The sequence below is a fragment of the Spongiibacter sp. UBA1325 genome (assembly GCF_002306875.1).
In the GTDB taxonomy this organism is placed as follows: Bacteria; Pseudomonadota; Gammaproteobacteria; order Pseudomonadales; family Spongiibacteraceae; genus Spongiibacter; species Spongiibacter marinus.
Genome location: NZ_DBTD01000010.1, coordinates 6,049 through 19,044, shown reverse-complemented (window position 1 = coordinate 19,044; position 12,996 = coordinate 6,049). Strand labels below are relative to the sequence as shown.

General features: G+C 54.9%; 16 protein-coding genes, 3 tRNA genes and 1 pseudogene. 14 read left to right on the top strand and 6 right to left on the bottom strand.

The genetic code is table 11. The annotated features are described in order from the left end of the window. Window positions 1-2 precede the first annotated feature (2 nt). Window positions 3-1,145, top strand: a complete 1,143-nt coding sequence (locus B3K78_RS12045) for a 4-phosphoerythronate dehydrogenase (protein WP_286695662.1) — start codon at window positions 3-5, stop codon at window positions 1,143-1,145. Here B3K78_RS12045 and B3K78_RS12040 read toward each other — a convergent pair. Next, complete coding sequence (locus B3K78_RS12040; RefSeq protein ID WP_286695661.1) at window positions 1,111-1,311, bottom strand: hypothetical protein; 201 nt, start codon at window positions 1,309-1,311, stop codon at window positions 1,111-1,113. The two genes, B3K78_RS12045 and B3K78_RS12040, sit on opposite strands and share 35 nt — an antisense overlap. A 137-nt stretch (window positions 1,312-1,448) precedes the next feature. Between B3K78_RS12040 and B3K78_RS12035 the strand changes: the two genes are divergently transcribed. Then, window positions 1,449-2,582: an ATP-NAD kinase family protein gene (locus B3K78_RS12035; protein WP_286695660.1), complete on the top strand. Its 1,134-nt coding sequence runs from the start codon at window positions 1,449-1,451 to the stop codon at window positions 2,580-2,582. A 4-nt stretch (window positions 2,583-2,586) separates the two neighbouring features. Then, complete coding sequence (locus tag B3K78_RS12030; protein WP_286695659.1) at window positions 2,587-3,528, top strand: class I SAM-dependent methyltransferase; 942 nt, start codon at window positions 2,587-2,589, stop codon at window positions 3,526-3,528. Here B3K78_RS12030 and B3K78_RS12025 read toward each other — a convergent pair. Continuing rightward, window positions 3,521-4,753, bottom strand: a complete 1,233-nt coding sequence (locus tag B3K78_RS12025; RefSeq protein ID WP_204996421.1) for a pyridoxal phosphate-dependent aminotransferase — start codon at window positions 4,751-4,753, stop codon at window positions 3,521-3,523. The genes B3K78_RS12030 and B3K78_RS12025 overlap by 8 nt on opposite strands. 103 nt (window positions 4,754-4,856) lie before the next feature. Here B3K78_RS12025 and msrB point away from each other — a divergent pair, with 103 nt between their 5' ends. From msrB to B3K78_RS12005, 4 genes are all read left to right on the top strand, one after another. Next, entirely contained in the window at window positions 4,857-5,255 is a 399-nt protein-coding gene (gene msrB / locus B3K78_RS12020; RefSeq protein ID WP_204996422.1) for a peptide-methionine (R)-S-oxide reductase MsrB, read from the top strand. A gap of 159 nt (window positions 5,256-5,414) precedes the next feature. Further along, a tRNA-Glu gene (locus tag B3K78_RS12015) sits at window positions 5,415-5,490 on the top strand. 175 nt (window positions 5,491-5,665) lie between these two features. Beyond that, a tRNA-Glu gene (locus B3K78_RS12010) sits at window positions 5,666-5,741 on the top strand. Between the two features lie 139 nt (window positions 5,742-5,880). Next, window positions 5,881-5,956: transfer RNA gene (locus tag B3K78_RS12005), tRNA-Gly, on the top strand. Window positions 5,957-6,041: 85 nt separating this feature from the next. On the opposite strand, the gene B3K78_RS12000 is transcribed toward B3K78_RS12005, so the two are convergent. After that, window positions 6,042-6,440 carry a PA2817 family protein gene (locus B3K78_RS12000; protein ID WP_204996423.1) on the bottom strand — a complete coding sequence of 133 codons (399 nt, stop codon included), beginning with the start codon at window positions 6,438-6,440 and terminating at the stop codon, window positions 6,042-6,044. Between the two features lie 100 nt (window positions 6,441-6,540). On the opposite strand from B3K78_RS12000, the gene B3K78_RS11995 reads away from it, so the two are divergent. The 7 genes from B3K78_RS11995 to B3K78_RS11965 all read left to right on the top strand — a co-directional run bounded on the left by B3K78_RS11995 (window position 6,541) and on the right by B3K78_RS11965 (window position 11,291). After that, entirely contained in the window at window positions 6,541-7,455 is a 915-nt protein-coding gene (locus B3K78_RS11995; protein WP_204996424.1) for an ABC transporter ATP-binding protein, read from the top strand. Window positions 7,456-7,481: 26 nt separating this feature from the next. Then, window positions 7,482-8,255 (top strand): ABC transporter permease, encoded by a 774-nt coding sequence (locus tag B3K78_RS11990; protein ID WP_027873819.1) that lies wholly within the window; start codon window positions 7,482-7,484, stop codon window positions 8,253-8,255. Between the two features lie 10 nt (window positions 8,256-8,265). Next, a complete protein-coding gene (gene queF, locus B3K78_RS11985; protein ID WP_286695658.1) occupies window positions 8,266-9,087 on the top strand; it encodes an NADPH-dependent 7-cyano-7-deazaguanine reductase QueF in 822 nt (273 codons plus the stop codon). 90 nt (window positions 9,088-9,177) lie between these two features. After that, a complete protein-coding gene (locus B3K78_RS11980) occupies window positions 9,178-9,513 on the top strand; it encodes a hypothetical protein (protein ID WP_286695657.1) in 336 nt (111 codons plus the stop codon). Between the two features lie 8 nt (window positions 9,514-9,521). Next, window positions 9,522-9,761: a hypothetical protein gene (locus B3K78_RS11975; protein ID WP_027873816.1), complete on the top strand. Its 240-nt coding sequence runs from the start codon at window positions 9,522-9,524 to the stop codon at window positions 9,759-9,761. A 24-nt stretch (window positions 9,762-9,785) separates the two neighbouring features. Next, window positions 9,786-10,454 carry a dUTP diphosphatase gene (locus tag B3K78_RS11970; protein WP_372879480.1) on the top strand — a complete coding sequence of 223 codons (669 nt, stop codon included), beginning with the start codon at window positions 9,786-9,788 and terminating at the stop codon, window positions 10,452-10,454. A gap of 3 nt (window positions 10,455-10,457) precedes the next feature. Then, window positions 10,458-11,291, top strand: coding sequence for a hypothetical protein (locus tag B3K78_RS11965; RefSeq protein ID WP_286695656.1), 834 nt, complete (start codon window positions 10,458-10,460; stop codon window positions 11,289-11,291). A gap of 2 nt (window positions 11,292-11,293) precedes the next feature. On the opposite strand, the gene B3K78_RS11960 is transcribed toward B3K78_RS11965, so the two are convergent. The 3 genes and pseudogenes from B3K78_RS11960 to B3K78_RS11950 form a co-directional block, all read right to left on the bottom strand. Then, on the bottom strand, window positions 11,294-11,575 hold the full coding sequence (locus B3K78_RS11960; RefSeq protein WP_204996428.1) for a 4a-hydroxytetrahydrobiopterin dehydratase: 282 nt from the start codon (window positions 11,573-11,575) through the stop codon (window positions 11,294-11,296). Window positions 11,576-11,610: 35 nt separating this feature from the next. After that, on the bottom strand, window positions 11,611-12,702 hold the full coding sequence (gene trmA / locus B3K78_RS11955; protein WP_286695655.1) for a tRNA (uridine(54)-C5)-methyltransferase TrmA: 1,092 nt from the start codon (window positions 12,700-12,702) through the stop codon (window positions 11,611-11,613). Between the two features lie 8 nt (window positions 12,703-12,710). Continuing rightward, window positions 12,711-12,996: pseudogene (locus tag B3K78_RS11950) on the bottom strand (glycosyl transferase family protein); the annotation flags it as partial.

The window sequence follows — 12,996 nt, the reverse complement described above, 5'->3', positions numbered from 1 at the left end:
TTGTGCTGCCACTCAAGATATTGGTCGACGAGAATGTGCCTTACGCTGACGCCATGTTCGCGCCCTTTGGCGAGATTCGCCGTTTTGCAGGGCGCACGCTCTCTGCGGCCGAGCTCGGAGACGCCCAAGCGTTGATTGTGCGCTCAGTCACCAGGGTTGACCGCGCTTTGCTTGCCGGCAGTCAAATTAAGTTTGTTGGCTCCTGCACCATTGGCGCAGATCACCTGGATATGGACTATTTGGCGCGTAGCGGCATTGCCGCTTATACCGCCCCCGGTTGCAATGCCAATTCAGTGGCGGACTATGTCATCAGCGTTATTTGTGCCTGCGGTGATCGCCTGGAGGTATTGCGACACGGCGGGCGAGTCGGTCTTGTTGGGTTTGGGAATGTGGGGCGAACGGTTGCTGAGCGTTTGGCTCGCCTGAGCATCGATAGCGTGGCTTACGACCCCCTGCTGGCCCAAGACAGCGATCCACGCCTGAGTACACTCGACGAGGTATTGCGATGTGAGGTGATGAGCGTGCACGCGCCACTGACTACCGGCGGTAACTACCCGAGTTATCATATGCTTACGGCGAAGCAGCTAAGCGGTTTGCCGGACGGGGCGTTATTGATCAGCGCTGGTCGCGGCGGAGTGATTGCAACTAACGACTTGTTGGCCCTTAAACAGCAGCGCCCGGATATTCATTTGGCAATGGATGTCTGGGAGGGCGAGCCCAGCGTCGATAAGCGCTTGGCGGATTTATGCTTGATCGCAACGCCGCATATCGCGGGTTACAGTCTCGACGGTAAAGTGGCTGGTACGCGCATGATTGTCGAGCGCTTAGCAGACTATGTGGCAGATAGTGGCAGTGGGGAACTTGCTCTGCCTGAGTTAGCGCTACCGCGCCCGAGTATTGATTTGAAGGCCGAGGGTGACAACGCGCTGCTGCGCGAAGCAGTTGCGGCGGTGTACGACGTTTGCGCCGACGACAAACGATTTCGAGAGAGTCTACTGGCGGAGAACCCCGCCAAGCAATTTGATGCGTTACGCAAACACTACCCGGAGCGCCGGGAGTTTGCGTATTGCGATTACCGGGGAGTGGGTAAAGCGCTGAGCGCAGCGCAGCTTAACTTGCTCGCTGCTTTGCAAGGTAGCAAATAAATTCGTCGTCGCTGCCGCTGAGTGCATCGAGGCAGGATTCAACTTTGTGAGCGTCGATGGGGATTTCCCGGCCGTTATCATCGATCAACCACGCGCCGTAGCGTTTTTCAAAGCGCTCCTGAGCGGCGTGGCTTGGCGAGCTTGCTGGTGGGTTGTGTCTGGACATAGCGAAAATCCTAAAAGTTTACTCCAAGGTTAGTTCTACCGAGGGTAAATGCAAATTATGACCGCTATGCTATGGCGCTGCCGTATTGGCTGTCTCTAAGTATTGGCCGCAGATCGCGGCAGAAGTTGAGGTAATAGATGTTTAAGCTGGGCTTGATCGTTAACCCCTACGCTGGATTGGGAGGTCCTGAGGGCTTAAAAGGCAGCGATACACTGCCCGACGGGCTCCGCCAGTCGGTGGCTGAAGAAATGGCGAATAGCCGTTCTCTGCCAAGAGCTGTGCGCTGCTTGGCTGCGCTAGCACCCGTGGCGGAGCAGCTTGCAGTGTATGGCTTTGATGGTGCTATGGCTGAGCAGGCGTGCCGCGAAGCGGGGCTTACATTTACGTCGGTTGGCCGCGCTGAGGCGCTGAGCTCAGCGGAAGACACGCGCCGCGCCGCCCAGTGTTTACTAAGCGAACAGGTCGATATTGTGCTGTTTGTTGGCGGCGATGGCACCGCCAGAGATATTTACAGTGCCGTGGGCCAAAGCCTGCCGGTATTGGGGCTGCCAGCAGGAGTGAAAATGCATTCGGCGGTCTATGCCGTTAACCCTCAGGCAGCGGCGGCGATATTGCGGGCGCTGATCGATGGTGATTTGGTGGATATCGGGCTGCAGGAGGTCAGGGATATCGACGAGGCCGCCTTCGCCCAGGGGCGAGTACGTTCACGTCACTACGGCGAACTGATGGTGCCGCGCTTGGGCGGTTTTCTGCAGCAAGTGAAACAGGGCGGCCGGGAAGTTGAAGAATTGGTAATTGCCGATATCGCTGATGAATTAATGGAAAACTATGACGAGGACTGCCTTTACATCGTCGGCCCGGGCAGTACCACAACCGGGTTTATGGAGGCACTGGGTCTGCCCTATACCTTGCTCGGTTTTGACTTGGTACGCGGCGGTGAATTGCTGCAGGCCGATGCCAATGCCCAGCAAATTAGTGAGGTGATGGATCATCACCAGGGGCCGATAACCGTGCTGATTACCGCGATAGGTGGCCAAGGGCATATCTTAGGGCGGGGCAATCAGCAGCTCACTCCTGCGCTTATTCGCCGTATTGGTCGAGACAATTTTCAGGTGCTGGCGAGCAAGGGCAAGCTGAGCGGGTTGGCGGGGCGTCCGCTGCTGGTCGACAGCAACGACGCGGCGCTAGATGCGCAGTGGCAGGGCTTTATTGCGGTAACCACGGGCTATCGCGATCAGGTGATGTACCGCGTCAGTGCCGGTGAGGTGTAGCGTGATGGCCGAGCGGGTAGAGGCAAATGTTGAGGGCTTATTGAGCCTGGCAAAGCTTGAGCAATGGCCGCAGCGCTGCGCAGACGGTGAAAGCCGGCGTTTGTTTCACGGCCGCGGGCAATGCTATCCCGGCTACGAGTGGTTGACGGTGGATTACTTCTCTCCACTGCTGTGGATCGTGCTGTATCGCGAGCCACCGGGGAATTTTTGGGCTGGTTTCTGCACGGCTCTTGCGGAGACGCTGGCGCCACATTTTACCGCGGCGATAGTGCAACATCGCTATCAGCGCGATGCTGATCTGCAAACTCTCTGGGGCGACGTGCCGAGCCCAATGTATGCCGTGGAGGATGGTTTACGATTCGCGCTGCAATTGGGCGGACGGCAGAACATTGGTTACTTTATGGATATGCAGCCGGCGCGGCGCTGGCTGACGGCGCGGGCAGATGGCCGTCGGGTACTGAACTTATTTTCCTACACCTGTGCTTTTTCGGTCGCGGCCAGCAAGGCCGGAGCGAGCCAGATCGTCAATATCGATATGAGTAAATCGTCGTTGCGCACCGGGCGGGAGAACCATCGCCTGAACGACGCCGACAGCGGCGCGCCGGTGTTTCTCGGTCACGATATTTTTAAGAGCTGGGGAAAGCTAAAAAAACTCGGCCCCTATGATGTGGTGATCTGTGATCCGCCATCGCGGCAGGCCGGCAGTTTTGATGCGGCGCGAGATTACGGGCGTCTGCTGTCGAGGATGAGTAGCCTCTGCGCGCCGGGGGCCGATGTGCTGATCTGTTTGAATTCGCCGCTGCTGGATGAGGCTTTTCTTCGCGACCGCGTTGCAGAATATTGGCCGGAGGCACAGTTTTGTGAGCGTTTGGCAGGGCGAGCAGATTTCCCTGAGCGCGACACGGATGCCGCCCTCAAGGTGCTTCACTATCGCGCGCCTAGCTAACGGCGCGTAGTTTTTTGCGGTAACCCTGCAAGAAGCGGCCAAAGCGCTCAATAGCGTCTGCCAGATCAAGCTTATTGGGCAAAAAAACGATACGCAGGTGGTCCGTGGTGTGCCAGTTGAAACCGGTACCCTGCACCAGCAGTATTTTTTCCTGATTTAGCAGGTCGAGCACCAGTTGCTCGTCATTGGCCACGGGGTAAACCTCGGGGTCCAGCTTGGGGAACATGTAGATAGTGCCGGCGGGCTTGGTGCAACTGACGCCGGGAATATCGTTGAGCATCTGCCATGCGAGGTCGCGCTGTTCAAGCAGGCGCCCACCGGGAAGGATCAACTCGTTAATACTCTGATAACCGCCCAATGCCGTTTGTATGGCGTGCTGAGCCGGTACGTTGGCACACAGCCGCATTGACGACAGCATATCTAAACCTTCGATGTAATCGGCGGCGCGGTCTTTAGCACCGGACACCACCATCCAGCCACTGCGGAAACCCGCCAGTCGATAGGCTTTGGACAAGCCATTGAAGGTCAGGCATAGCACGTCGCGGCTAATGCTACCCAGAGGAATGTGCACGGCATCATCGTAGAGAATTTTGCTGTAGATCTCGTCGGCAAAAACCACCAGATTGTGTTCTTCTGCAATATCGACCAGCGCTTCGAGCATCTCCCGGCTATACACCGCACCGGTGGGGTTGTTCGGGTTGATGATAACGATGGCGCGGGTCTTGTCGGTGATTTTTGCGCGAATATCGTCAAGTGACGGCTGCCAGTCATTCTCTTCGTCGCAGAGGTAGTGAACCGGCTTGGCACCACTCAGAGATACCACCGCTGTCCACAGCGGATAATCGGGGGAGGGGATAAGCACCTCGTCGCCGATATTTAACAGCGCCTGCGTTGCCATGGTAATTAGCTCACTACAGCCGTTGCCCAGGTAGATGTCATTAACTTCAACACCGGGAATACCGATTTTTTGGCATTCCTGCATGATGGCTTTCCGGGCTGAGTACAAGCCTTTGGAGTCGCTGTAGCCCTCACTCTCCGGCAGCAGCCGAATCACGTCTTGAATGATCTCTTCTGGCGCGTTGAATCCAAATGCGGCCGGGTTGCCTATATTGAGCTTGAGGATGCGATAGCCTTCCTCTTCCAATTCATTGGCGCGGTGCAAAACCGGGCCGCGAATGTCATAACAGACGTTCTGAAGTTTGCTGGATTTGTAATAATGGCTCATGGCGATCTTCTAATCGTAAGTGATTGGTGTTGGCGGGATTGCCTCGCGATCAACAGTTAGCAACAGTATACGTCTTCAAAGGCTTGCAAGTGGAGTGATATTGATGGAAAAAGTCGTAAAATCCGCGGCGCAGTGGCGGGAACTTCTCAGCCCGGAGGAATACCATGTATGTCGCGAGAAGGGCACGGAGCGCGCGTTCACCGGTAAATACTATAAAGAGTCTGCCGAAGGCGTATACCGATGCCGTTGCTGTGGTGAGGCGCTGTTCTCGTCAACAACGAAATACGACTCCGGCTCAGGTTGGCCGAGCTTCTACCAGCCAGCCGACGAAGGCGCTCTCGGAATCAATCGCGATACCAGTCATGGCATGATCCGCGAAGAGGTCGTTTGCGCTCGCTGCGATGCTCACCTGGGGCATGTGTTTAGTGACGGGCCGGCGCCCACAGGGCTGCGGTATTGCATCAACTCGGTGTCGCTAACTCTAGATAAATCAGAAGCTTGACCGATTTCTGCGCAGCTTGAATAAAAAATCGACAGAATTACTGAAAAAACGCATTATTTTGCGTTTGCGGTAAATTCAGGCTTGACGGCAGCGAGCAGGCTCCCTAAAATTCGCGCCACTTTCAGGCAACAGTGACTCGCAGCCTGGAAGGTTTGCGGCGTCCCCTTCGTCTAGTGGCCTAGGACACTGCCCTTTCACGGCAGTAACAGGGGTTCGAGTCCCCTAGGGGACGCCATTTATTTCGCCCTGTAGTGCTTGCACTGCAGAGCAGGGAAGAAAAGACCGGCCGTTTTTTCTTTCGCCAGAATGCGGTAATGACAGAGACTTGCCACCTTGACGCGCTCAAGGGCAACTCTTAAAATTGCCGCCGCTCTTGCTCAGGGTAGCAGCTCTAGTGAGAGGTTTGCGGCGTCCCCTTCGTCTAGTGGCCTAGGACACTGCCCTTTCACGGCAGTAACAGGGGTTCGAGTCCCCTAGGGGACGCCATTTATTCTGCTTCATCGGTTGTGAAATACCGGTGCGGTGTCGGCAAAATGACTTAAAGAGATTGCTCTAAGTCGCTGTTGACAAAAGAAAAAGGGAGAAATATTATTTCTCCGCTGCGCAGTAAGCGCAAAACAGATTTGCGGGAATAGCTCAGTTGGTAGAGCGCAACCTTGCCAAGGTTGAGGTCGCCGGTTCGAACCCGGTTTCCCGCTCCAAAAAATAAAAAGCGAAACACATGTTTCGCTTTTTTTTCGTCTGTACTTTTTGCCCACGCGCGGTGGGCAGTGAGGGACTAAAGGGTTAATGCATGCCGAATACCTTGGCACGCAAGTCCCGGTATTGACCGCTGTCTGCGCCATCCTCATACGCCGTAGCGGCGTGGTAGCGTTCCTCGAGCTGCTGATATTGCTCAAGTTCAGCGTCGCTGAGGTAGTGCAGGCAATCACCACCGAAATACCACAGCAGGTCGCGGTGCATCATCGGGGTGATGTCGGGGAAGTGCGCAATGATTTGGCACAGCAGGGCCTGGCCTCGCGCCAGGGCATCGTCGCCGCTGAGTTGCTTTTGCAGTGACTCAAAGCCATTTAGTAAGTCGTCGACAGCGTCTTGTGTGTAGGCACCGTGGCCCTCCAGGCCGTTTTTGCAGGTTTGAAAGAGTTGGTCGAAGAGTTGGTGGAAATACAGCGATCGACTATTCACAGTGGCTCCGTAGCAATGAATTCGGCGCGCCAGTGTATTCGATCTCTGCACCGTGGCAAAATACCGGCCCTTCTCACTATCTAAACGATGGGAAATCACTATGAGCAAAGCCCTAGAAATACGAGGGTTACGCAAGGTCTACGACAATGGCTTTGAAGCACTGAAAGGGATCGATTTATGTGTTGAGGAGGGCGACTTCTTTGCTCTGCTTGGCCCCAATGGCGCAGGAAAGTCGACGACCATTGGCATTATTTGCTCGTTGGTAAAGAAGACGGCGGGCTCGGTGAGTGTGTTTGGCCACTCGATCGATAGCGAATTAGCGCTCGCCAAGAAAGAGATTGGCATTGTCCCTCAGGAATTCAATTTTTCGAATTTTGAAAGCGTTTGGGATATTGTCGTTAATCAGGCGGGTTACTACGGCTTGACCAGAGAGTTGGCCGAGCAGCGCGCCGAGACCTACCTTCGGCAGCTGGATTTGTGGGAAAAGCGCAACACTGCCTCACGCATGCTGTCGGGTGGTATGAAGCGCCGCTTGATGATTGCTCGCGCGCTGGTACATGAGCCGCGCCTATTGATCCTCGACGAGCCCACCGCTGGGGTGGACATTGAGCTGCGCCGTTCGATGTGGGCCTTTCTGAAGGAAATCAACCAGCGCGGCACGACCATCATTTTAACGACGCACTACCTCGAAGAAGCGGAAAGCCTGTGCCGGAACATTGCCATTATCGACAGCGGCGAAATTGCTGAAAACACGGCGATGAAGACACTGCTTAAGCAGCTTCACAGAGAGACCTTCGTGCTCGATACCAAAGAGCCGCTGCCCGATACCATTTCAATTGCGGGCTTTGAAACCCACAAAACGGATGAGCAAATGCTGGAAGTCGCGCTGGAGAAGGGCGGTTCCCTCAATGCGGTGTTTGCGGCCCTGAGCGAGCAGGGCGTTGAAGTTACCAGTATGCGTAACAAGGCGAATCGTCTTGAAGAATTATTTGTGTCGTTGCTAGCGAAGAGCTAGCGCGGCTCACTACGAGGTTATAAAACATGACAACGCGTGAACAGTGGATCGCCTTTATCACAATTGTGCGCAAGGAGATCCGGCGGTTTTTGAGAATATGGATGCAAACGCTGTTGCCGCCAGCCATTACGATGTCGCTGTATTTTATAATTTTTGGTGCCTTGATCGGCTCCCGCATTGGCGAGATGGGCGGCTTTACTTACATGGAATTTGTGGTGCCTGGCCTGATTATGATGTCGGTAATCACCAATGCCTACTCCAATGTGGTGTCGTCGTTCTTCGGGGCGAAGTTTCAGCGCTTTGTTGAGGAAATTCTGGTATCCCCGATGTCCAACAACACGGTGTTATGGGGCTATGTGTTGGGCGGCGTGGCCCGGGGCTTGTTGGTTGGCCTGATCGTCACCTTGCTGTCACTGTTTTTTACTCGCCTGCATATACAGCATATTGGCGTTACGGTTGGCATTGTGCTGATGACGTCCATCATGTTTTCGTTGGCTGGCTTTATCAATGCGGTGTACGCCAATAACTTTGATGATGTGTCGATTGTGCCGGTGTTTGTGTTAACGCCGCTGACCTACTTGGGCGGTGTTTTTTACTCGATAGATTTGCTGCCAGAATTTTGGGCGGATGTGTCGCGTTTAAATCCCATGCTCTACATCGTGAATGCCTTTCGCTATGGGGTGTTAGGGGTTTCGGATGTGAATGTGGGCACCGCTTTCTTGATGGTGGGGGTATTTACGCTGTTGGCCTATGGCTACTGCATGTATCTGCTTAACACCGGTAAGCGCTTGCGCCAGTAGGGGAGGCATTATGGGCATTCACGGGCCGCTGGGCGCGCAGGTAGACTACCCGGAGCACTATGATCCCTCTGTGCTGCATCCCATTGCGCGCAGCGAGGGGCGCCAGCGCCTCGGCATTGACGGCGCGACTCATTTCTACGGTGTAGACGTTTGGAACGCCTTCGAGCTGTCGTGGCTAGACCACCGTGGAAAGCCCCATGTTGCGGTGGGAGAGTTTCATTTTCCGGCGGCGTCACCGTTTATTGTCGAGTCAAAGTCGTTCAAGCTGTACTTGAACTCCTTCAACCAAACCGCCTTTGATTCAGAGAAAGCGGTGTTGTCGGCATTGACGGAGGATCTCAGTCAGGCCTGTGGCGCCGAGGTAAAGGTCATTTTGCACCGACCGGAGCACTGGGATAAAACCTTATGTCCCGAGTCGATGGAAGGGCAGTGCCTGGATTCGCTGGATATCGACATCAGCGATTATCAGCCAAGCGCACAATTGCTGCGTTGTAACGACGGTGAGGTCGTCGATCAGCAATACTACAGCCACCTGTTGCGATCGCGCTGCCCGGTGACGGGACAGCCGGATTGGGCCTCCGTGAGCATTCGCTGCCGAGGCCCCAAAATCGATGAAGCAAGTTTGCTGCGGTATTTAGTTTCCTTTCGCCAGCAGAACGATTTTCACGAGCAGTGTGTCGAGCAGATTTTTTGCGACATTCAGCGAGCATGCCACACAGAAACACTAACGGTCTTCGCACGCTATTTGCGGCGTGGTGGTCTGGATATCAACCCTTGGCGGGGTAGTAGTGAGCCGGCTGAGCCGCTTAATCCGCGGGCGTTTAGGCAGTAATCTTAGGCCGGTAAGTAAATGACCGGATAGTGGTTTTAGCCGCTAATAGCGACAATCTTGTCATCGCCACAGGCCTTGTCAGGAGGTCAAATGCTCATTGCCAGTTATCTCCTCGGTTACGACGACAAAGGAAACGTGAACCACCTGGGTGTGGATCATGTTTTTCCTCGCGTAATTGATGGTGCCTGCTTTGAGTTGCACAAAATCATTGAGGATGGGCGGGTGAGCATTTACGACCTGCTGATCTTCTTCCCTCAGGGCGAAGAGCCCAAGGACATGCTCTGCCTGCCGGATCTCCCAGAAGCGGCCGTGGCAGTGCTGCTTCACGACATTCCCCTGCCGGTGGTTGATTTTGCCTGCGGGCGCAATGTGCGCGTTGTGCTCGATTCGTCCAAGCCCGCACAACACAAGCGCGACTGTGCCTAGGAGGCCTCATGTGGAAGCCTAACCGTGTGCGCAGTAAGCGCTACACTATGCATGGCCCCAGTTCGTCGGTGATGATCTGGTCAGAGCCGCGGCGCTTGGTGTATGCCGCAAATTTTGCCGCACAGATCCCTGCTGTCATCCTTCCTCTGGTAGAGAGCGACGAGCGCGCCAGCCTCGACAGTGCGACGATGCGGCGCCTGCTTAATGCCTCAGAGACATTTCGAGAGCGTTGCATAGCCGCTTCGTAAGTGCTCTTTGCCCATCAATTGTTTATGATGATCCCGTTTTTTAATTACGGGGAAATGCTGGTGTCTACTCACGCTCAACAACAGGCTTTTTGTACCATGCTTGCGATGCAAGACCGGATGAACCAGCGCGTGCATCCGCAGTGGATCGACCAGCAGTACGAGTGGTACCGCGCTGTTTGGATCGAGTGCGGTGAGTTGATGGATCACCAAGGATATAAGTGGTGGAAAAAACAGGACACGGATCTCGAGCAGGTTCAGCTGGAAGTTGTCGATATTTGGCACTTCGGTATGAGCGCCTTATTCGCCGCTGGAAAATCGCACGAGGCTATTGCCGCAGAGATGCTTGCAGAGCTTGAGAATAGCGAGCAAAAGTCGACTGATGTGTTAACCGCAACAGAGGCGCTGGCCAGTCACAGCTTGGTTAGTCGTTCATTTTCGGTGGCGCTATTCAGGGATCTACTGCTGGCCGTCGGTTTGGATTTTGTCACCCTCTATCGCCAATATGTTGGCAAGAATGTCTTGAATTTCTTCCGCCAAGACCACGGCTACAAAGACGGTAGCTACATAAAAACCTGGGCGGGCAAGGAAGATAATGTCCACCTCGTGGAAGTGCTGACTGAGTTAGATAGCGACGCGGCGGATTTTGCCGACCAGGTCTATGCGGCGCTGGCATCGCGTTACCCGGGGGCGTAGATCGTGAGTCAGGACGGCTTGTCGACTTCGGCCCTGGCGCGTCAGCTGGAGCTGCCCGTGCAGCAGCTGTTTGCCACGTTAAAGGACTATGGCTGGATACGGAAAATTGACGATGGTTGGGCGCTGACCGCAAAGGGTGAATTTGAAGGTGGGCGTTACGTAAACAGTAAGCGCTATGGGCGTTATATTGTTTGGCCGCCGGCAATTATCGAACACCGCCTGTTTCAAGCGATGGAGAGTCAGCGTTTGCTGTCGGCGGCAGAACTCGGCAAACCGCTGGGTATTTCCGCCAGGCAGACAAACCGGCTGTTGTGTGCGCTCGGTTATATCGTCTCAGGTCGCCGTGGCTGGGAGGCAAGTGGCAGTGGTCAGGCATTAGGTGGACAAACCTGTGATAGCCCGCAAAGCGGCCAAAGCTATGTGATGTGGCCTGAGGACATGCTGGCGCATCCACCGTTACGTGAGCTCCACCGGCGCAGTCAGCGCGGTGATGATTTGCTGAGTGAGTGTCGCAGTGCTGATGGCCGTCAGTGCAGTAGCGATGCTCACCGCCAGGTTGCCAACTGGCTGTACTTTGCCGGTTTGCGCTACGCCAGTGAGCAGCCCCTGGCCGCGCCAACGGCAGGCGATGTCGACTTTTTTCTACCGGAATACCAGCTTTGCCTAGAGGTGTGGGGGGGGACTGAGCACCCCGATGTGCTGTCTGCCAGAATGGCGCGTGCCGAGATTTGCGCGCAACGCGGCATGACCGTCATCGATATTCACCCAGAAGACCTCGATGCGCTGGATGAATATTTAAGCCGCCGTCTTATCGAGGCCGGCGTTCATGTGCTGTAAACCTAGACTTCCTTATCGATAGCGGCCGCTAAGGCAAGGTCGCGGGCCGTAAGGCCGCCAGCGTCGTGACTGGTCAGGGCAATATCGACGCGGTTGTAGCTATTGCTCCAGTCGGGGTGATGATCAATTTTTTCTGCTCGCAGGGCGACGCGCGTCATAAAGGCGAAGGCGTCGACAAAATGATTGAACTCCAGCTGGCGAGTGAGTTTATCGCCTTCTAATTGCCAGTGAGGCAGCTGTTTCAATGCATCGGCGATTTCTTTATCTGTCAGTTTGACGGTCATAATTGTCAGAATCCTTGTTGCTATTATTGGCAGCTTTACTGTCTTTGCAGAATCACGCCGCATTCCATGTGGTCAGTGTAGGGGAACTGGTCAAACAGCGCGAAGGCGATTGTGTGATGTGTGCCGCGTAATTGCTCTAGGTCTCTGCGCAATGTCTGCGGATTGCATGAAATGTAGATGATGCGCTCAAAGCGGGCAATGAGCTCGCGCGTACCGGCGTCGAGCCCTGCTCTGGGAGGGTCGACAAGCACGCAGCCAATATCGTAGTCAGCGAGGTCTTTTCCTTCCATTCGCCGAAACTGCCGTTCACCATTGAGTGCGCTGGTAAATTCTTCACTCGACATACGCAGAATATCGATATTATCCAGGCCGTTGTGAGCGAAGTTTTCCCTGGCGGCTTTTACTGAGGTTTTGGATATTTCTGTGGCCAAAACTTTGCGAAAGCTGCGTGAAAGCGGGGCAGTGAAGTTACCGTTGCCGCAGTAAAGCTCCAGCAGATCGCGCTTTTCGTCGCCTCCGGCATGTGCGATGGCCCACTCGATCATTTTGCAGTTCACCTGAGCATTGGGTTGCGTAAAGCCGCCCTCGTATTGGCGATAGTGGTATTGGCTGTTGCCGATTGGGAGGGTCTCTTCCACATAGTCTTGGCCGATAACACACTTCTGTTTTCGGCTGCGGCCGATGATACTGATGCCAAGCTGCTCCGTTAAGGCCGTGGCTGCCGTCTGCCACGCGTCGTCAAGCCGCCGGTGGTAAATTAGGCTGACTAGCATGCCGCCGCTGAGGGTGCTTAGAAATTCGATCTGAAACAGGCGGTGGCGCAGCACGGGGGTACTAATGAGCTCGGAGCGCAGCACGGGCATCAGCTTGCAGATCGCCTCGCTGGCTACGGGGAAGTCGTCGACACGCAGCGGTACTTTGGGGTCGTTAGGGTCGAACATGGCATAGAACAGGTCATCATTGTCATGCCACACACGAAATTCAGCACGCATACGATAGTGCTTGGGGGAAGACGGAAAAACCTGAGGGGAGGGCAGGCCGAGATCGCCAAACAGGCTGCGACAAGCACTTACTTTTTCGTCTAATAAGTGTTGGTATTGCTCGGGCTGAATGAACTGGCTGGTCATATTGGTGGTTATCCTAAACGGCTACGATTGCGCGCAGACCAGATCTCGGTGGCTTTTGCGTAGGCTGCATCGATATCAAGTTGGGGAGTGCGAAGTTGCACGGCAATGGCAATGCTGCCTAATACGGCGTACTTGCCGTATTCACTGATGTTGTCGTCACACCACGCCTCGCGAAGGCACAGGCTGCTGAGCTCGGTTTGCCAGGTTTGGCGGCCGTCGAGCAGTTTTGGCCACTCTTGTTCGCCCAGTACGCCGTTGTGTACCGTTTTCACCTTGCAGATAGCCTCCGGCTTT